A 20878-nucleotide genomic window follows, 5' to 3' on the forward strand; every position below is an offset into this window, starting at 1 on the left:
TGCGAGGTCTGGGGCTGGCGGGCAGGGGCAACGGCCGCCAGCACTGACGACATCGGTGCGGTCCGGAGCGATTCTGAACGTGCCACAGCGTAATTCGACAACCAGCGCAATTCGAGGAGTCGTGACATGGTCACATCCCAAGAAATCACCGCAACCCCCACCCGCCCCGATGCCGGTCCGGTGACCACTGCTGCTCACCGGGTCGATACGACGTATGCCGTTGAACTGATCGGTACCTTCTTCCTGGTTCTTACTGTCGGCACCGCCGCCGGCGGCGGCAGCCCGTTCGCGCCGCTGGCCGTCGGCGCCGCGCTGATGGTGATGGTCTACGCCGGAGGACATATTTCAGGTGGTCACTACAACCCGGCCCTGACCCTGGCGGTGCTGGTGCGACACCGGATCGGAGTGCGCACCGCCATCGGGTACCGGGTCGCGCAAGTAGTTGCCGGGTTACTGGCCGCGGTAGTGGTCCGCGAGATCATCGATCCGGCGCGGGCGGGGACCACGTCGACACTGACGCTGAGCGGTCGCACCGTGGGGGCCGTCCTCGTCGTGGAGGCCCTGTTCACGTTCGCCCTCTGCTATGTGGTGCTCAAGGTGGCCACCAGTAAGAGTCATCCGGACAACCCGGTCTACGGGCTGGCCATCGGATTCACCGTCGTGGCAGTAGCTTTCGCGGTAGGTGCGATTTCGAGCGGCGCTTTCAATCCATCGGTGGCCGTGGGCGCCGCCGTAATGGGGATGTTCGCTTGGCCGACGCTGTGGGTGTATCCGGCCGCTCAACTTGTCGCGGGCGCGGCGGCTGGCGTCGTCTTCCTCGCTCTCGATCCCGACGACAAATGAACCATCCGCGTCCGCAACCGAAAGGCATGAAAATGACGGAAACTCAATCGGTTTGGGTGCAAGCGGGCACCCTCATGCCCGACGTCTTGGACGTCGCGGCACGCGCCCGGCTGGTCGGCAATATCGTCGGCCACCTCCGCGACGGCGTCACCGAGCCGGCCCTACAACGCGCCTTCGAGTACTGGTGCAACGTCGACAAAGACCTCGGCGACCGCATTGAGCAGGAGGTCCGCGCGTCATGAACGATCAAATCGCAGGCATCGTCATCCCCGACCCCGAATTGCTTTATGTCGGTGCGATGTTCCACGACCTCGGACTCACCGATACCTACCGCACGCTGCGCGGCTCGACATGGCTGATCGGCGGCTTCGCCGGGCCGGGCGGATCCTGAAAGGCTTCGCCACTCGCGACGAGCGTGTGTGGGTCAGGTTTCGTGAGCACGCCGCGACATTTCGCGTGGATCGCAAACCGGACGGAAAACAAACGGACAAAGAAGGTTTCGAACGCAAGCGCGATGCCGAACAGTTCGCCAACACGGTCGAGGTAGCCAAGATCTCTCCGGGGCTGGTGGACACACCCCTGGTAGCCGGAATCGCACTGGTGCCGGGCCTGACCGAGGACTACCTGGAAAACACTCCCCTGGGACGCAGCGGCCGCCCCGATGTCCTCGGCCACGTCCGAGCGCTCACACAGACACCTCCGGCGTAACCTCGGCCACGACACGACCGCGAGCATGGCTGCCGCGAATCGACGCCGCGCAAGGCCGTTACGGCGCCGAACGACTCATCGGTTTGCTCCCAGATATTCTGCGTCGAGCACGCGCGCGATGATGGGCAACGCATGTGGTCCGGTCAGCTCGAGGTGCGTGACCTCGATGTCGTGGTTGGTGATATGGCCGGTCACATAGGGCCGCCAGCCGCCGGGGCCGAAGATGTCGGAGGCGTCGACGGTTGCGCTGAAATACACGACGTCGCCGTCGAATACCGGGCGCTGGTAGCCGGTTCTGGTCTGCGCCGATGCGTTGAACGATCCGGCCATCCGCTCGATGGTGTCCGCGTCGATGAGCGAAACACCGCCCAGCCGTTCGCGAATCAGCTCGGCGGCGGCTTCAGCGGTGGCGTCGGCCGGCACGTCGTCGATACCGAAGACCGAGCCGAAGGCGTTGACGAAGCCGCCCGCGGTGAGCCGCTCGATGCTGTCGCCATCGATATCGGTGGTATCGGCGTCGAGTAGTGCGACGACACCGACGGTGTCACCGGCCTGCTGAAGTTTGGTCGCGATCGCGTGTGCGATGAGCCCACCGAACGACCAACCGAGCAGGTGGTACGGCCCGGTCGGCTGTACCGCGCGCATCTCGCGGATGTACCGGTCGGCGAACTCCTCGATCGAACGCACCGGTGGTTCGTGGCCACCGAGATCCGGTGCTTGCAGTCCGTAGATCGGTCGTCCCGGCTGCAGTGCGTCCGCGAATCCCAGGTAGGTCCAGGAGATTCCGGACGACGGGTGGATGCAGAACAACGCGGGTTCGGTGCCGCCGAGCCGGATCGGCAACAGCACATCCAGTCCGAGTCCCGTTGGAGCGGTGGTGATCTCGGCCGCAGCTACTTGCGCGGCGATGGTCACGGCCTCCTCGTCGGCGGCGGCCTGCGCGGCCGGCGTACGGGCGAATTCCGCGGCCGCACCGAGCGCCTCGACCCAGAGGTCGGCCAGCTCGGTCACATCGTCGTGATGCAGCAGTGCTTCGGGGAAGCCGAAACTTGCTTCCAGCCGGTCACCGACGACCACCGCGTTCACATCGATCGCGGACTGCAGTGGCACGTCCGGGCTTTCGGCCGCGTTGAGTTCGCCGAACTCGTCGGTCGGCAGCCAGCCGAGGCCCTCCAGCCCAGCCGGGCCGGCGCCGGCGGAGTACCGGCCCAGGTAATTGAAGCTGATTCGACCGGGCAGCCGCCGCGGAAGTTGCGCTGCCGTATCGGGATTGAGATAGCGCAGCAGACCGAACCCGATGCCCTTGTCCGGCACCGCGAGCAGTTGATGTTTCACCGCACGGATCGCCATGCCCATGGCCGGGCCGGCGGCGAGCGCATTGTCGACATCGATTCCATCGAGGTTCAATCGCACCGGATAGATGCTGGTAAACCAGCCCAGCGTCCTGGAAAGGTCAGCGCCGGGGACCACTTCCTCTTGTCTGCCATGGCCTTCCAGCCGCACCAGCGCGGTCGCCTCGGCGATACTCCGGCGTGCCCGCCAGCGCACCAGCGCGAGCGCCAGCGTGGTGAGCAAGGCGTCGTTGACGCCGCCCTGGAAGAGGCCAGGGAGCGTGGTGAGCAGTGTGTTGGTGACTTCCGCGGATACCTGGCGGTCGATCATGCGCAACGTGTGTGCCTGATCGATCGCCGAGTCCAGCTCACGGGCACCGATCAGCGGATCCGGGCCCTCGAGCACGCCCTGCCAGTATCCGAGTTCGGAAACCCGTCGATCCGTGCGGGATTCCTCGGCGAGCGCGTACGCCCACCGTCGCATCGAGGTGCCCGTCTCGGCGAGCACCGGGCTGTTGCCGACGGACACCTGTGCCCAGGCGGCGACCAGATCCGGTACCAGGACGCGCCACGAGACGCCGTCGATCACCAGGTGGTGCGCGAGTACGATCAGCCGACCCGGCCGCGCTCTGGCTCCGGCATCGCCGATCGGGTCGAGCCAGATGAACTGCAGCACAATTCCGTTCGCCGGGTCCAGCCGGTTCGCCGCGGAATCCAAGACGGTCACCGCGAACTCACGCAGGTCGACAGAGTCGGCGGCCGCGTCGAATTCGATGCGATGCAGCAGCGTGTCTACCTCGACGGAGCCCGGTTCGCTTACCAGCAGCCGCCATTCGCCGTCCTCGGCCTGCGTCAGCCGGGCACGCAGAATGTCGTGTCGGTCGAGGACGGCCGCCAGGGTCGCCACGATTCGGCCCCGGTCGATGCCCAGCGGAAGTTCCAACACGGCGGTCTGGGCGAATCGGTTGTAGTTGCCGCCACGCTCGAGCATGTAGTGCACGATCGGCGGCAACGGCATATCGCCGGTGCCACCGCCGGGCAGTTCGTCGAGCGTCACCACGGTGCCCGCGGCATCGGTCGCCGCGGCCAACGCGGCAACGGTGCGGTGCTCGAAAACCTGCAGCGGCGTGCAATTGAGGCCCTGCTGTTTCGCCCGCGACACCAGCTGGATCGCCAGGATGCTGTCACCGCCGAGCGCGAAGAACGAATCATCGGCGCCGACCTTGTCGATACCGAGCAGCTCGGCGAAGATCTGCGCGAATGTCTCCTCGGTCGGGGTCGACGGCGCCCGGTATTCGGTGCGATCGGTGGTGAATTCCGGCGCGGGCAGGGCCTTGCGGTCGAGTTTGCCGACGGCGTTGAGCGGGATCGAGTCCAGGACGACGAAGGCGGCCGGAACCATATACGCGGGCAAGGTGTCTGCCGCGACGGCACGCACTTGCGCGAGGTCGAGTTCGACGTCGGAGGCGCGCACCAGATATGCCGCCAGCGCGGTCGATCCGGCGGGGCCGGGTACGCCCAGCGTCACCGCGAAATCGACGCCCTCGGCGCGACCGAGCACGGCGTCGATCTCGCCGAGCTCGATGCGCTGTCCGCGCACCTTGACCTGAAAATCGGTGCGGCCGAGGTACTCCAGCTCCAGCCCCGACACCGTGCGCGTCCAGCGGACCAGATCGCCGGTGCGGTACATGGACTCGCCCGGTCCGCCGAAGGGATTCGCAATGAAGCGGGCGGCGGTCAAGCTCGGCCGGGCGTGATAACCGCGCGCCAGGGCGGGCCCGGCGAGGTAGAGTTCGCCCGCGACGCCGACGGGCACCGGACGCAACCGATCGTCGAGCACCAGGGCGGATGCGCCGCGGACGGGCTTGCCGATAGCGACCGACTCGCCAACGACAAGTGGCGTGGAAGCCGTTGCCCAGATGGTGAATTCGGTCGGACCGTACAGGTTGATCATCGTCCGATCCGCGGCCCACCGGTCGACGAGTTCGGCGCCGACGGCCTCGCCTGCCACCGCCAGCACCCGCACGCTCGACACCTCGGCGGGATCGATGGTGGCCAGCGCCGACGGGGTGATCACCATGTGGGTGACTTGTTCGGCGTCGATCAACTCGGCCAGCGCGCTGCCGCCGAATACCTCGGGCGGTGCGACCACCGAGGCGCCGCCGGACCCGAACGCCATCAGCGCCTCGAATACCGACGCGTCGAAACTCGGCGAGGCCACCTGCAATACCCGCGACGTCGCATCCATCCCGAGCAACTCGCGTTGTGCCGCCACGAGATCGGCGATGCCGCGGTGGGAAACGGTGACGCCCTTGGGCGTTCCGGTCGACCCGGAGGTGTAGATCATCCATGCCGGACTGTCCGGCCGGATCGGGCTCGGCAGTTCCTGGTCGCGCAGTCCTCGACCACCCGCGTGACACCAGCGTTCGACGAAGGCGAGGTCGTCGAGGACTAGCCAGTGCGTGCTGTCGGGCAGTGTCGGGCGATAAGCGCCGATGGTGAGGCCGACGCGGGCACCGGAATCGGTGAGCATGTGATCGATGCGGTCCACCGGATGCTTCGGGTCGACGGGCAGGAAGGCCGCCCCGATCTTGGCGGCGGCCCACATCCCGGTGAGCAGTTCGGCGGACCGGGGCAGGCCGAGCGCAACCACCGTTTCCGCGCCGGCGCCCGCCTCGAGCAGCAGCCGTGCCAGTCGGTTGGCGTGCATATCGAGTTCTCGGTAGGTCGTGGTCTTTCCATCGACGACCAGCGCGGGATGCTCCGGATACCGCGCGACAGAGTCGGCGAGGAGTTGCGGAAGCGTTGTCGTGCCACTGGTTTCGGGACCACGCACCGGAACGAGCGCCGCGCGCTCGGCATCGTCGAGGATGTCGATATCAGTCAGGCACACATCGGACTGCGCCAGGACCGCCGTGAGCACCCGCCGCCACCGGGTCGCGAACGATGCGACCGTCGCCACGTCGAAGAGGTCCGTCGCGTAGGTCAGCACACCGTCCAGCCCGGCCGGTCCGGTGTCGGTGAAACGTTCACGCAGGTCCAGCATCAGATCGAATTGCGATGCGTCACGGTCGAAGTCCTCTACTTCGAAGCGCAATCCGGGCAGCTCCAGCACCGGCTCGGCGAAGTTCTGCAGCGACAGCGACACCTGGAACAGCGGGTGATGCGCGGTGGACCGGCTCGGGTTCAAAACCTGGACCAGCCGCTCGAAGGGGACATCGGAGTTGGCGAACGCGTCCAGATCCGCCGACCGCACCGCGGTGAGAAACTCGGCGAATGCGCCACCCGGGTCGACCGGGGTGCGCAGCGCGAGCGTATTGACGAACATGCCGACGAGTTCGTCGAGCGCCTCCTCGCCGCGGCCCGCGATCGGGGTGCCGATGACGACATCGTCGGTGCCTGCGAGCCGGGCCAGCAGCACCGCGAGCGCGGCGTGCACCACCATGAACAGGCTGACATTGTGTGCGGCAGCGAATTCGATCAGGGCCCGGTGCATTTCGGCTTCGATATGGAATTCGAATTCGGTGCTGCGCATTGTCTGCACGGCCGGGCGTGGCCGGTCGGCCGGCAATTCCAGCACGTCCGGCGCACCGGTGAGTGAGTCGGTCCAGAATCGAATCTGCTGTGCGGCGGTCGATTCCGGATCGGATTCGCTGCCGAGCAGTTCCCGATGCCAGAGCGCGAAATCGGCGTACTGGACGGCGAGCGGGACACGGGTGGTGTCGGCGCCGGTGGCGCGCTCGGAATACGCGGCAACCAGATCGGCGGCGAGCGGCGCCATCGACGCGCCGTCGGCGCTGATGTGATGCACCACCAGCACCACGATATGAACCGGAGCGGAACCGTCGAGCCGCAACAGCCCGACACGCAGCGGCGGTTCCGTCACGAGGTCAAATCCCGTGCCGGCCAGATCATTGATCCGATCCCGCAGCGGCGCACCGTCTTCGGTGTCGATCAGCGGCATCGGCGGCGCGGCCGTCGCGGTGCCGATCACCACCTGGCGTGGCCCCTCCGCATCCACCGGATAGAGGGTGCGCAGACTTTCGTGTCGATCGACGACATCGGCCAATGCCAGCCGCATGGCGTCGACATCGAGGTCTCCGGTGAGCCGCAGCGCGACGGCGATGTTGTACGCCGGCGAGGTCGGATCCATCCGGTTGAGCACCCACATCCGTTGTTGCGCGGGAGACAACGGAACTCGGTCCGGCCGGATCCGCCGGGCGAGCGCGAAGCGTCCCGGTTTGTCGTCGGTGGCCGGGACGACGCGTGCGGACAGCTGTGCGACGGTAGGCGCGTCGAACAGGTCGCGCAGCGCGATGGTCGACCCCAGGGCCGAATTGACCCGGGCGACAACCTTTGTGGCGCTGAGCGAATTTCCCCCGAGTTCGAAGAACGATTGATCGACACTCACCCGCGCAGTGCCGAGCACCTCGGCGAATACCTCGGCGACGGCTTGCTCGACGGCCGTGCGCGGGGCGAGATACGGCCGCCCGGTATCCGAGAAGTCCGGGATCGGAAGGGCTTTGCGGTCCAGCTTGCCGACCGGGGTGAGCGGGATGGAGTCCAACACGATGAGGTAGCCGGGCACCATGTACCCGGGCAGCTCCGCGGCCACCTGCGCACGCAGCCGTTCGGTATCGAGCCGCACGCCCTCGGGGGGCAGGACATAGGACACCAGCACCGTCGCGCCCGCCGGTCCGGCGCGGCCGATCGTGACCGCGTATTCGACCTCCACGTCCCGGGACAACACCGCGTCGATCTCGCCGAGTTCGATCCGCAGTCCGCGAATCTTGACCTGGAAGTCGCTGCGGCCCAGGTACTCCAACTCATATCCGGAGTCGTGCCCGAGGACCCAGCGCACCATGTCCCCGGTCCGGTACATCCGCTCACCGGGTTCGCCGTGCGGGTTGGCGACGAAACGCCCCGCGGTCATCTCGAACCGGTTGAAGTAGCCACGTGCGAGCGCGGGACCCGCCAGGTACAGCTCACCCGGCACGCCCACTGGTACCGCGCGCAGCCAGCTGTCGAGCACCATATTCGCGGCGCCGCGAATCGGCCCGCCCATCGTGATCGGTTCGTCCGCGACGAGTTCGCCGGGCCCGCTCGCCCAGATGCTGAATTCTGTCGGACCGTAGAGATTCACCATCCGGCGCCCCGCCGACCAACGCTCGATCAACTCCGGTGTCGCGGCCTCACCCGCGACCGCGAGCACGCGCAGGTGCTCGAGGTCCGTCGCATCCATGGTGGCCAGCGCGGACGGTGTGATCACGGCGTGCGTGACCCGTTCCGTGCGCAGCAGCCGCTCCAATTCGGTGCCGCCGTAGACGTCGGGCGGTGAGACGATAAGCCTGCCGCCCATCCCATGCGCCGTCAGTAGTTCGAACACCGAGGCGTCGAAGCTCGGCGAGGCCACCTGCAAGGTCCGTGCGGTGTGGTCGAGCGCGAGGGTCTCCTGCTGGGAGGTGACCAGATTCGCCACACCACGATGGCTGAGCAGTACGGCCTTCGGCTTGCCGGTGGAGCCCGAGGTGTAGATCAAATAGGCGGTCTGGTCGATATCGATCGGTCCGCCGCGCTCCTCATCGGTGATGGGGGCATCGGAGACCATCATGACCCGGCGAATGGTGTTGAGGTCGTCGAGCAGCAGCCAGTCGATACTGCCGGGCAGCGTCTCACCGGTCGCGGTGACCGTCACCCCGATCGGCGCCTTCGAATCGCTGAGCATGTGCTCGATCCGTTCCACCGGATAGTTGGGATCCAGCGGCGCGAAGGCCGCACCCGTCTTGGCCAGCGCCCACAGCGCCACCACGGACTCGAGCGACCGGGTGAGGGCCAGGATGACGAAGATCTCACGGCCTACACCGCGGCCGAGTAGTATCCGGGCGAAGCGGTTGGACCAGGCGTCCAGTTCGCCGTAGGACATGGTGAGTTCGCCCGCGCTGACCGCGATGGCGTCCCTGTCGATAGCCGCGCCGGCGGCGAGGATTTCGGGCAGGGTGCGCAGTGGCACCGACGCGGGTCCGCGCACCGGAAGCAGCGCGGCGCGTTCGGTGTCGTCGCAGTACTGCAGCTGCGAAACCAGGGCGTTCGGGTTCTCGGCGAGCTGCGTGAGCAGTCTGACGAAGCGATTCAGGAAGGGTTGCGCCGCAGCTGTTTCCAGCTGGTCTGCCATGAACTTCAGAGTGATTCGCAGCGTGTCCTGTCCGTCACTACCGCGCAGGGGAATGACGATGAGGCTCAACGGATATGGCGTGGCGTCGGTGGTGTCGACGTCGAGTACCCGCATGCCCGCGATGTCGAGTGCTTGCGACAACGCTTCGCGGTCGATCGGGAACGACTCGAATACGGTGAGTGTGTCGAACAATTCGGCGAGGCCGATGGCCTGATGGATGGCGGCCAGCCCGACATGCTGATGGTCCATCAGCCGTGCCTGCTCGGACTGCACGCGGGCGAGCAGGTCGGTCACATTCTCGGTGGGATCGAGGTGTACACGCACCGGCAGCGTATTGATGAACAGCCCGATCATCTCTTCGACACCTGCCAGCTCTGGCGGCCGGCCCGAGACCGTCCCGCCGAAGACCACATCGGTGCGGCCGGTGAGCATGGCCAGCAGCATCGCCCAGCCCGCCTGCACCATGGTGTTGACCGTCGCGCCGGATTCGCGTGCGGCCGTCTCCAATCGGGCGACCGTATCGCGAGACAGGTCGACGGAGATCGTGCCGGTCTCGGTCGATTCGATATCGGCCAGCGTCGGTATCGCCCGGGTCGCGGTATCGATGCCGGCCAGGGATTGCCGCCACGCCGCTATCGACGCGGCGTCGTCCTGTTCACCCAGCCAGCCCAGGAATCGGCGATAGGAGTGCACCGGCGGGAGCGCGCTGTCGTCGCCCGAAGTGACGTACAGTGCCAGCAATTCGCGCACCAGCAGCGGCCCGGACCAGCCGTCCAGCACGATGTGGTGGTTGGTGAGCACCAAACGGTATTCGTCGGGCGTGATCCGGATGAGCGTGCAGCGCAGCAACGGGGGACGGGCGAGCTCGAAGCGGGTCCGCGCGTCGAGCGCGAGCATGCGGTCGAGTTCGCGCCCGCGTGCCTCCACGTCGGCGATGCCGGTCAGATCGACCTCCTGCCAAGGGATTTCGACGTCGCCCAGGACGAGCTGGCGGGGACCGTCGTCGGTCTCCGCGAACGCGACCCGCAGGTTCTCCTGCCGTGCCACCAATGTCTTTGCCGCGGTGCGCAATCGGGCGGCATCGACGGTGCCTGCCAGCGTGAGCAGTGACTGCACCGTGTAACCGTCCGCGGTGTCGGAGTCGTATAGCGCGTGGAAGAACATGCCGTATTGCAGCGGCGAGAGCGGCCAGACGTCGATGAGGTTCGGGTAGGTCCGCTCCCAGTTGTCGATCTGGGGCTGGGTCACCGGGACGAGGTCGAAGTCGGACGGCGTGTGGCCGCCCGCCTCGGCCGACCGGATATGGCCGGCGATTGCGCCCAATGCGTCCGCCCAGAGTGCGGCGAGCTCGCCGATGTCGGCGGCGCCGAGCAGGCGGGAAGCATAGCCCCAGCTCACCTCCAGGCCGGTGTCGGTCAGGGTGGCGTCGATGTCGACGACAGCGGCCAGCGGCGCAAGATCATCGATGAGTGCCGAGAAGCTCTGCGTCGGACAGGTTTCGCCGTGCACCGACGCCGTCCGGTCGTGATAGGTGAAGGTGATCTGCGGAGTGGGCGCGTCGGCGAGCGCGACGATGCCGTCGGCGTTCAGATACCGCAGGATGCCGAAGCCGACTCCCCGGTCCGGCAGCGCCCGCAACTGCTCTTTCGTGGTCTTGATCGCGGTGCCTGCCGCGGCGCCGCCGGCGAACGCGTCGTCGAGGTCGATGCCGTCGAGGTCGAGGGCCGCTGGATACGCGCTCGCGAACCGGCCTACGGTGCGTGCGATATCAGCGCCGGGCAGGGTCGCGGCCGCGCGACCGTTGCCGGTCAATGTCAGCACAGTGGATTTCCGGTCGCGCCAACGACTTACCGCCATGGCGAGCCCAGCGATCAGCACATCGTCGCCGCTGCAATGGAATCGATCTGGTGTCGTGGTGAGTACGGCCGCCACCACGTCCGGCGGGATGACGGTCCGCGAGCTCGCGCCGGTCGACGCGATGTCCTCGGCTGGATCGAGGGTGCCGGACCCGATCGGCGAGTCCGGCGTGGACAGGATCTGTTGCCAGACAGGCAGTTCAGTACCGCGTTCGGGCGCCTGTTCGAGCTGGCCGTGCGCCCAGCGCCGGAACGAGGTTCCGACCGGTTCGAGCGGATCGCCCGCAGCCGAGGTGGCCAGATCCGTGAGCAGGATGTGGCAGGAGGCGTCATCGATCACCAACTGGTGCAGCACAAGCCAGCACAGTGGATCGGCGTCCACCCGTTCGATCAGTACGAAGCGCGCGACGACACCGTTCTCCGGATCGAGCAGGTCGCGGGCGCGCCGCAGTTCCTGTGCACAGATCGCGTCCACGTCTTCGGAACCAGCCGACACCGCGTGCAGCAGGGTATCGGCATTGATCGAACCATGTTCGGCGACAACCCATTCCCAGCCGGAATCCGCGCGTCGCAGCGAGGAGCGCAGCAGATCGTGGTGATCAATCAATGCCTGCACGGCAGCGCCGAGCCGAGCCTGCTCGAAGCCCGTGGGCAGCGCGATCAACGCCGCACGGCCGACCCGACGCCAGGTATCGCCTTGGTCCAGTATCGCGTGCGCCGCGGGCGTCAACTCTACGGAACCGATACCGCCACCGGGCAGTTCATGCACCACGTGGGTGTTCACGTCAGTGGCGACCGCCGCCAGCGCGGCAACGGTCTTGCGCTCGAACACATCCCGCGCGCTGATGCGAATCCCCGCGGCCTTCGCCCTGGCCACCAACTGGATGGAAACGATGCTGTCGCCGCCGAGCGCGAAGAAGCTCTCGTCGACGCCGACCGCATCCAGTCCGAGCACCTCGGCGAACAATGCGGCAAGCGCCGCTTCACGCGGCGTAGACGGCGGCCTGCTCAGAATGGTTCTGGCGCTGAAATCTGGTGCGGGCAATGCCTTTCGATCCACCTTGCCGAGGGGCGTCAGCGGGATGCTGTCCAGCATCATGACGACGGCGGGCACCATGTAAGCCGGAAGTGTCTCCCCGGCAGCCGCTTTGAGCGCCTCGGGGTGCACCTCGCCCCCGGGCTTGGACAGCACGTACGACACCAGCGCGGTGACACCGGTACCGGTTTCGGCGCCGATGGTGAGTGCGAAGTCGACGTCCGGGTGTCGTTGCAGCGCGGCGTCGATTTCGCCGAGCTCGATGCGGAAGCCGCGCACCTTCACCTGGAAGTCGCTGCGGCCCTGGTACTCCAGCTCATTGCTCGCGGTCCAGCGCACGAGATCGCCGGTGCGGTACATCCGCGCACCAGGCGCATACGGGTTCGCGACGAATCGACTTGCGGTCAGCCCGTTGCGCTGGTGATACCCGCGCGCTACCCCCGTGCCCGCGAGGTACAGCTCACCGACGGCGCCCGTGGCAACCGGGCGCAGCCAGGGGTCGAGCACGACGGCGCTGACGCCGCGGACGAGGCTGCCGATCGTGACCGGACCACCAGGGGTCATGGGGCCGCTCAGGGTCACGGTGACGGTGGTTTCGGTAGGCCCGTAGCCGTTCAGCAGGGTGCGATCGGACCATTTCGCCACCAGTTCGGGCGGGCACGCGTCACCGCCGACGACGATCGTGCGCAGGTCCGGCAGTGTTGCCGGGTCGAGCGAGCCGACGACTGTCGGCGTCACATTGAGATGGGTGACCCGTTGTGCGCGCAGGACCGCTGCCAGCTCCTCGCCCGCATACGCCGCCGGTGGCACCACAGCGAGCGTCGCACCCGCCGCGAGCGTGACGAGAATTTCCTCGACGGAGATGTCGAAGCTCGGCGACACAGCATGTGCCACAATGGAATCGGCATCGACGCCGAACCCGCCGCCGGAACTCGCGACCAGGTTCGCCAGTCCTCGATGCGACACCAGCACGCCCTTGGGCAGACCCGTCGACCCAGAGGTGTAGATGATGTACGCGATTTGGTCCAGGTATATGGGTGAGCGCCGGTCGGCATCGGTGACCGGCGCCGCCTCCTGCGCGGCTATCGTCCCGCCGATCGTCTCGTCGTCGATGAGCAGCCAGTTCACCGACTCCGGCAACGACTTTCGCGCCTCCAACACAGTCAAGCCGATGACGACACCGCTGTCGCCCACCATGTGCTCGATCCGGTCTGCGGGATAGGTCGGGTCGATCGGCACGAATGCCGCACCTGTTTTCGCCACCGCGAGCATCGCCAGCACGGACTCGGCCGAGCGCGGGATCGAAATCGCCACGGTCCGTTCCGGTCCGGCGCCCGCGACGATCAGTACCCTGGCAAGCCGGTTCGAATATTCGTCGAGCTCGCGGTATGTGCGGCTGGTATCACCCCACTGCAATGCCATGGCGCCCGGGTTGATTGCCGCACCGGCGCTGAGTATTTCGGGAAGTGTGTGTGGGAGTACGCCCGTCGGTCCCTGCGCCGGTACCAGCTGGATGCGTTCGTCCTCGGATACGACCTGCACGGTGGAGAGCGGCGCATCCGGTCCGGCGGCGAGGAAACGATGCAGGAACAACAGGAACCGGGTGTGGTGCGCTGCCAATTCAGTATTGCTGTAGAGGTTTCCGTTGCCCTGCAGATCGATATGGGTGCTCTCACCGCCCACGCCGGGATACAGGTTGACGAACAGATCATCGATCAGCCCGGAGGTCAGCACGTGCAGTCGTCCGGTGACCGAGCCGAGCTGAATCCTGGTGTCCACCATCATCAAGTTCACGGCCGGACCGAACGATGCGGCCTCATCCATCGCCCAGCCGAGATCGCGGACGATATCCTCCTGCCGGTAGCGCTGCCGCCGGAGCGCACCGGTCAGTTCACTCTGTGCGGCCCGGATCACGTCACCGACCGTGGTGGTCGGATCCAGAGTAAGGCGGAGCGGGACGACATTGGCGACCATGCCGCCGGAGCGGCGCAGCGACGCCGTCGTGCGCGCCGAGACAGGCAGGCTCAAGATCACCTCGGGGGCACCGGTCATCGCGGCGAGATAGGCGCCGAACGCGGCGACGACCGTCGGCGCGGCGCCCGAGGAGGCCGCCTTCGCGACGGTGTCGAGCAACTCTGTCGTGGTCGCGGGCAGCGCGCCCGAAACACGGTTCGGATGCGCGTCGACCTCGGCATCGCGGCCCGCGAGATTCACCGGGTCGGCCATCCCGGCGAGATGGCCGCGCCAATATTCGCGGTCGGCTTCGAAACGGTCCGAGCTGCGGTAGGCCAGATCGGCGTCGACGATCTTCTGCAATGGTTCGGCCTTGCCGGCGGGCGCCTCCCGACCCTCGACGGCCGCATTGTAGAGCTCGCCGGTGCGTTGCACCAGGGCTAGCGCGCCCATGCCGTCCAGCACGATGTGGTGCATGCGCGAGTACCAGAACCAGCGATCATCGGCGAGTTGCAGCATGGTCACCGCGACCAGCCGGTCTCGCAACAGATCCAGCGGCGCCGAATACTCCGCGCGCATCCAGGCGTGCGCGGCGGCCTCTGGATCGGATTTGCCGCGGAAATCGATGATGACCAGGTCATCGTCGAGCGTAGTGTCGACGAACTGGAACGGCTGACCGTCGACGTCGAGCAGACGGAGGTAGCCGGTGCCGAATTCGCGCCCGGTCCGGCGGGCGGCGTCGGCCAATGTATCGAGATCGAGCGGGCCGATCAGTTCGACATATTGCGCGATCGAGATGGGAGTGTCGCCCGCAATGTGCTGGGCGAACCAGATACCGCGCTGGGCGGCCGAGAGCGGGAACGCGCCGTCGGGCGCGGTGCTACCGGTGACAGCGTATGGCGCGGATGGCTCATGCATAAGCAGACCTGTGTCCTGACGAATCGGCGCTGGGTTCGGCGTGCATCCGACCGTCGGTGTAGCTACCGGTGGGGTAGTACTCGCCGCTGCACACACGCGACGGCAAGTTCAGTCTGAACCGTTGCCGAGCGCGCCGAAAGGGTATTGACAAACACTGGCGATGGCGACCGCTTGCCATGGCTCGAAATGAGGCGCTGGCGGGCGCTTGCAGGTCGCTCGAAATGGGGCGTAGCGACTGCTGAGCCGTTGCGGCAGCTGGGTCACCAGCCGATAGACCTGTTCTCGCGACAAAGGTAATGCCGCTTTCGGCCAGCAGCACCAGGTTAAGGTCTGGAACATCTACTGATCGGCCATCAGATCCCGCAGCCGGCTGATCGCGGTCGTCGCCGCATGCGCGTGCCCGACCTGCTCCTGCATTTTCTCGAGCTTCTCGGCTGTTCGAGCCTCCGAACATTTGTGTGCCGTCCCTGGTGCTCCCAGGTTGTAGTGGTCCGGGCGGCTGCGGTTGGGCTGAGAGTTACCGAGCCGGCTCGATGCCGCCCTGCACCTGCGGCGCATGCATAATTGCTGGGCCGCTGCTCTCCGGCGGTATCAGGAAAGGACTTTTGGTTTGTCGCCCGATCCGATGACCGTGCACCCACTGCCCGCTCATGACCGCGTGGTGTTCCTCAGGCCGCTGATCAGCTCGCCGAAAATCGTTGTGGGGGACTACACCTACTACGACGATCCCAACGGTGCGACCGGTTTCGAGCAGCGCAACGTGCTCTACGCCTTCGGGCCGGAACGGCTGATCATCGGCAAGTACTGCGCCATCGCGGCGGGAACCCGGTTCCTGATGGCAGGGGCGGAACATCCGACGATGGGCGTCTCGACGTTCCCATTCACGATGTTCGGCGGCCGGTGGGCCGAGCAGACTCTGGATATTGTCACCGGGATGCCCAGCCGGGGTGACACCGTCGTCGGCAACGATGTGTGGTTCGGTCACGGCGCGACCGTGCTACCCGGGGTGCGTATCGGTGACGGTGCGATTATCGCGGCCGGTGCGCTGGTCACCGCGGACGTTCCGCCCTACACCATCGTTGGTGGTAATCCGGCGACGCCGATCCGCCGTCGTTTCGACCCTGCCGACGTCGACCGCTTGCTGCATGCGGCCTGGTGGGATTGGCCGGTCGAGCTGGTCACCGAGCACGCCCGCACGATCATGGCCGGCGCCCCGGCCGACATCGAACGCATCGCCTCCGAGCATCGTGGAGCGAGCGGCCGATGACGACCGTCGAAGAAAATCCGGTATCCGGCGCCGACGAGGGTCCGTACGCCATCGTCACAGGCCCCGATGGCGCACTGTGGTACACGCTGGTCCACAGCGGCCGGATCGGGCGACTGATTCCTGGCCGGCAGCCCACAATCCACCAACTCGACCCGGACTGCGGCCCGACGATCATCGCCGTCGGACCTGACGATGCGTTGTGGTTCACCGAAAACCGGGCCCACAGGATCGGCCGGATCACTACAGACGGCTCGGTGCGGGAGTTCGCGCTGCCCACGGCCGAGTGCGGGCCGTTCGGCATCGCCGCAGGACCCGACGGTGCCCTGTGGTTCACCCAGACCAATTCCGACAGGGTCGGCAGGATCACTCCGCAAGGCCAGGTGACCGAGTTCCCGCTCCCCACCCTGGGCATGTTTCCCGCCGCGATTGCCGCCGGTGCCGATGGCGCACTGTGGTTCACCCTGAACGCCGGCAACGCGATCGGCCGCATATCCGTGGGCACGAACCCGGCCATCTCCCTGTACCCACTACCGACCGAAGCCGCGGCACCGGTCGGCGTCACCGCCGGACCGGACGGCGCAATATGGTTCGTCGAGATCGGCGCAGGCCAGATCGGCCGCATCGACACCGACGGTGTGATCACCGAATTCCCGCTGCCCGACCGAGCCGCCCGACCGCACGCCATCACAGCCGGTGACGACGGCACCCTCTGGTTCACCGAGTGGGGCGCCAACCGCATCAGCGCCATCACCATCGACGGCGTAATCACCACACACGAGCTGCCGACCGCCCGGGCAGAACCCCACGGCATCACCAAGGGCCCGGACGGCGCGATATGGGCAGCATTGGAAATCGGCACCCTCGCACGCCTCGCAGCCTAACGAAATTGAAAGGAAGACAAGGGATCTGGACCGCAGACCCGGAACCACCGATGGACGATCAACAGCAAACCCACACTATCGACGCACATTTCGAGATCACCGAATTCGACGAGACCGTCTACGACGAACCCGCCGAGGGCCCCACGCTGACCCGGGTCCGCATCCACAAGCGCTACCGCGGGGTGATCGACGGCGCCGGTGTGGTCGACGTGCTCACCGCACAAGGCCACGATGGCGCCGGATATGTCGCCAGCGAGCGCGTCGAGGGAACCTTGGACGGACGCCGCGGCACTTTCGTCATCCAGCACGGCGGCTTGGCCGAGGGCGCCACCCAACGCACATTCGGCACTATCGTCCCAGGCTCGGGGACGGGTGAACTCACCGCCATCTCCGGCCGCGCCGAAGAGGCACAACGAGAGATCCTCACACTCGAATACACTCTGTGAAGGTGTTCGGGCCACCCCCAGTGCGTTTCCATACCTCGCCGATGGGCAAAAGATTGGTAGGCGCACGCCTCGCCGCTGCGCGCGCTCGGTGCCGTTGATGATGAAGGCGGCGCATCCGGTGCGGCTTCGCATTGCAGGTGCCGTGGTATCCCCGCAGTCGTCGGCCCGGCCTGCGGCGCGAGGCGCAACCTCTGAGGGGCCGACACCGGTGCTTGCGCATGATCGTCGCACGCAGGTCAAGAGAGCACCCCGGCAGTGGCTAGCCAACGTCACGTGCTGGATCCGGCACCGGAGGTCGTCGCCACGCTCTCCGCGACACCTGACGAGGTTTACCGGTCAACCGACCATGTGTACCGCGATATGCGCATTCGCGCAGGCACGCCCGCAGTTCCTCGCGCTCGGCGTTCTTGCCGGAATGGCATTCAACGGCCGGTCGCCGTAGCGAGAACAACCGACACCGGCCACTGTGACTCGAACACCAGGACCTAGCTCCGCTCATCGTTTTGTGCGCTGTAATTGTTCGGCTCAGCGGCCTCCGGCCATATCCGTCAACCTGCGCTTCCTCGGGTCGGCAGGTATCATCGAGCGCCGTGCTCGAAATATGCTCTGGCCCAACCTGTTAGACACACTTCGAGCTACAGGGGAGGAAAACGTGACAGTCGCGACCGCGATCTGCTCGTCCGATTCCACGATGCGCGGCGCGGTCACCACGCATTTCCGGTTGCCGACATCAGGCAGCAACAGACTCGCGGTTCGGGCCACCGCCACCGCAGTACATGCACCCGGGTCATCGGCACCGTGTCCGTCGAACAGGCAGATCTCCACCGAAGCAATTCCTCACCAGAATCGGTGGCGCCCACCAGTTCGCCTGGTCCTTTCCTCACCTACTTCAATCGTTCGGAGTGCCTGTGACTCACCCTCAGCCGCCGGAAGCGTTGCAGCCATCAGGCAGCGGCTGCCCGGTTGTGCACGGATCACCACTCGATGCCCGTGGACCCCGCATCTCCCTGTATTCCGAAGAGTTCGCAAGAGATCCACATCGCGCCTACCGCGAGATGCGCGAGGAGTTCGGCTCCCTGGTGCCGATAGAACTGTCGCCGGGCATCCCAGCCACCCTGGTGATCGGATATCACACCGCCCTGAGGATTCTCAACGATCCGGATCACTTCCCCGCCGATCCGCGTGGCTGGCAGAAGAATGTGCCAAGTGAGTGCCCGATTCTGCCGATGCTGGGATGGCGGCCGAACGCGCTGCGCAACGCTGGCCTCGAACATCAGCGCTACCGGCAGGCGAACACGGCGGGCATCGCCGAGATTGATGGCCACGCACTCCACACCATTGTAGAGAAGCACGCCATCCGGTTGGTCAACACGTTCTGCGAGGACGGCGCAGCTGATCTGATCAGGCAGTACACATATCCCCTCGTCTTCGAAGTCCTCAATACGATCCTCGGCTGCACACCAGAGATCGGGCGCAAGGTCGCCACCGGCATGGCCGCGATCTTCGAGGGCATCAACGCGGCCGAGGGCAATGCGATGCTCACCGAAGGCCTGCTGGAATTGGTCAGGCTCAAGCGAGATGAACCCGGTGCCGACCTCGCCACGCGGCTGATCGAGGATCCAGCCGCGCTCGATGACGAGGAAATGATCCACCAACTGGTCACCCTGTACGGCGCGGGCATCGAGCCACAGCTGAATTTGATCGTCAACACGCTGCTGCTGATGATGACCGACGACCGGTTCGCGGACAGTGTGCACGGTGGCACGCGGTCCACTCGCGACGCCCTCGACGAGGTCCTGTTCACCGACCCGCCGCTGGCGAACTACTGCGTGTCCTACCCGCGTCAGCCGATCCTGATCGATGGAGTGTGGCTGCCGGCCAACCAGCCCGTCGTTATCAGCATGGCCGGCTGCAACAACGACCCCGCAATCGGCAGTGGTGAATACACCGATAATCGCTCACATCTGGCGTGGGGTCTCGGGCCGCACGCCTGCCCTGCGAAGTCCGTCGCGTACCTGATCGTGCAGGAAGCCATCGACCAACTGCTCGACGCGCTCCCTGAACTGCAACTGGCTGCCGCCGTCGAAGACCTGGCGTGGCGACCAGGACCCTTCCACCGGGCACTGGCCTCGCTGCCCGTCTTCTTCCCCGCATCACCACCGTTGCCAGTGTTCTAAGGAGATAACGATGGACCAACAATTGATCGTCCTCAACCCGACAGGGACTGACATCCAAAGGGAGTCCGCGGACCTTCGAGCACTTGGACCTGCTGTCTTGGTTGAGCTGCCCGGCGGTGTCACAGCATGGTCGGTTACTGATCCCGAGTTACTCATGCGCCTGCTCGTTGACAAGAGAGTGTCCAAGGACGCCAGACAGCATTGGCCTGCGCTCATCAATGGTGAAGTGCCGGAGGATTGGTCGCTTCTTCTGTGGGTGGTGGCGAACAACATGTTCACCGCGTACGGCCCCGACCATAAGCGATTGCGCAAACTGGTCGCACCCGCGTTCACCGATCGCCGCACCAAAGCGATGCGCCCGCTCATCGACCGCATAACCGCGAACCTGCTGGACAAGCTCGAACAGACCCCCGCAGGTGAGGCGGTCGATCTGCGTGAGAGTTTCGCCTATCCGCTGCCGATCCAGGTCATCAGCGAGCTGATGGGAGTTCCGGAGTCGCTCAACGACGGCCTGCGCGCGTGTGTCGACGGAATCTTCGACACCTCTCTCGGCCCGGAGGAGTCGCACGCCAATTACCTGGAGATGTACCAGATTCTCGGCGAGCTGGTCGAGTTCCGTCGCAGCGAACCCGGCGACGATATGACGAGCCTGCTGATCTCGCACGTGGACGAGGAGGACGGCTCGCGGCTCACCGAGCAGGAACTCATCGACACGCTGCTCCTGGTCATCAGCGCTGGTCACGAGACGACGGTCAATCTGCTCGACCAGGCCATCTTCGCGCTGCTGACCAACCCCGAGCAGCTCGCCGCGGTAGTAGAGGGCCGGGCGGCTTGGTCGGACGTCGTCGAGGAATCATTGCGGTTCGAGGCGCCGGTAGCGCACCTGCCGCTGCGATACGCCGTGGACGACATCGACATCGACGACGTCCATATCTCCAAGGGTGACGCGATCCTTGCCTCCTACGCCGGTGCAAACCGTCACCCGAAGTTGCACGGTGACACCGCGGACACCTTTGACATCACCCGAGCCTCCAAGGAGCACTTGGCTTTCGGCTACGGTGCCCACCACTGCTTGGGCGCCCCGCTTGCCCGGTTGGAAGCCACCGTCGCGCTGCCCGCCTTCTTCGAACGTTTCCCGAACCTGCGTTTGGCCGCGGATCCGGCGGAATTGGGCACGGTGAACAGCTTCATCTCGAACGGACACGGAAAACTGCCAGTGTTCCTGACGGGCGCATAGCCGACATCACGCAGTCATCGAATGAGACCTGCGCAGGGAGTTCTGCGCAGTGT

The 20878-nt window shown here is 66.1% G+C and carries 9 protein-coding genes and 1 pseudogene; 9 read left to right on the top strand and 1 reads right to left on the bottom strand.

The window, feature by feature from the left end; genetic code table 11:
* Nucleotides 1–126: 126 nt before the first annotated feature.
* The 4 genes and pseudogenes from ACFU4Z_RS33315 to ACFU4Z_RS33330 form a co-directional block, all read left to right on the top strand.
* A complete protein-coding gene (locus tag ACFU4Z_RS33315) occupies nt 127–843 on the top strand; it encodes an MIP/aquaporin family protein (RefSeq protein ID WP_379071365.1) in 717 nt (238 codons plus the stop codon).
* A gap of 32 nt (nt 844–875) precedes the next feature.
* Nucleotides 876–1085, top strand: a complete 210-nt coding sequence (locus ACFU4Z_RS33320) for a catalase-related domain-containing protein (protein WP_379071368.1) — start codon at nt 876–878, stop codon at nt 1083–1085.
* Nucleotides 1082–1234: a hypothetical protein gene (locus ACFU4Z_RS33325; RefSeq protein ID WP_379071371.1), complete on the top strand. Its 153-nt coding sequence runs from the start codon at nt 1082–1084 to the stop codon at nt 1232–1234. Before ACFU4Z_RS33320 ends, ACFU4Z_RS33325 begins: the two co-directional genes overlap by 4 nt.
* A gap of 146 nt (nt 1235–1380) precedes the next feature.
* A pseudogene (locus ACFU4Z_RS33330) lies at nt 1381–1551 on the top strand (short-chain dehydrogenase); the annotation flags it as partial.
* Nucleotides 1552–1626: 75 nt separating this feature from the next.
* Here the strand turns inward: ACFU4Z_RS33330 and ACFU4Z_RS33335 are convergent.
* Nucleotides 1627–14817 carry an amino acid adenylation domain-containing protein gene (locus ACFU4Z_RS33335; protein ID WP_379071373.1) on the bottom strand — a complete coding sequence of 4397 codons (13191 nt, stop codon included), beginning with the start codon at nt 14815–14817 and terminating at the stop codon, nt 1627–1629.
* A gap of 625 nt (nt 14818–15442) precedes the next feature.
* Between ACFU4Z_RS33335 and ACFU4Z_RS33340 the strand changes: the two genes are divergently transcribed.
* From ACFU4Z_RS33340 to ACFU4Z_RS33360, 5 genes are all read left to right on the top strand, one after another.
* Nucleotides 15443–16084 (top strand): CatB-related O-acetyltransferase, encoded by a 642-nt coding sequence (locus ACFU4Z_RS33340; protein WP_379071499.1) that lies wholly within the window; start codon nt 15443–15445, stop codon nt 16082–16084.
* Nucleotides 16081–16965 (top strand): virginiamycin B lyase, encoded by an 885-nt coding sequence (locus tag ACFU4Z_RS33345; protein ID WP_379071376.1) that lies wholly within the window; start codon nt 16081–16083, stop codon nt 16963–16965. Before ACFU4Z_RS33340 ends, ACFU4Z_RS33345 begins: the two co-directional genes overlap by 4 nt.
* 50 nt (nt 16966–17015) lie before the next feature.
* Nucleotides 17016–17411: a DUF3224 domain-containing protein gene (locus ACFU4Z_RS33350; RefSeq protein ID WP_379071378.1), complete on the top strand. Its 396-nt coding sequence runs from the start codon at nt 17016–17018 to the stop codon at nt 17409–17411.
* Between the two features lie 908 nt (nt 17412–18319).
* On the top strand, nt 18320–19588 hold the full coding sequence (locus tag ACFU4Z_RS33355; protein ID WP_379071381.1) for a cytochrome P450: 1269 nt from the start codon (nt 18320–18322) through the stop codon (nt 19586–19588).
* Between the two features lie 10 nt (nt 19589–19598).
* Nucleotides 19599–20825, top strand: a complete 1227-nt coding sequence (locus ACFU4Z_RS33360; protein ID WP_379071384.1) for a cytochrome P450 — start codon at nt 19599–19601, stop codon at nt 20823–20825.
* The last annotated feature ends 53 nt before the right edge of the window (nt 20826–20878 follow it).

Origin of the sequence: Nocardia sp. NPDC057440 (assembly GCF_042802915.1) — a bacterium.
In the GTDB taxonomy this organism is placed as follows: Bacteria; Actinomycetota; Actinomycetes; order Mycobacteriales; family Mycobacteriaceae; genus Nocardia.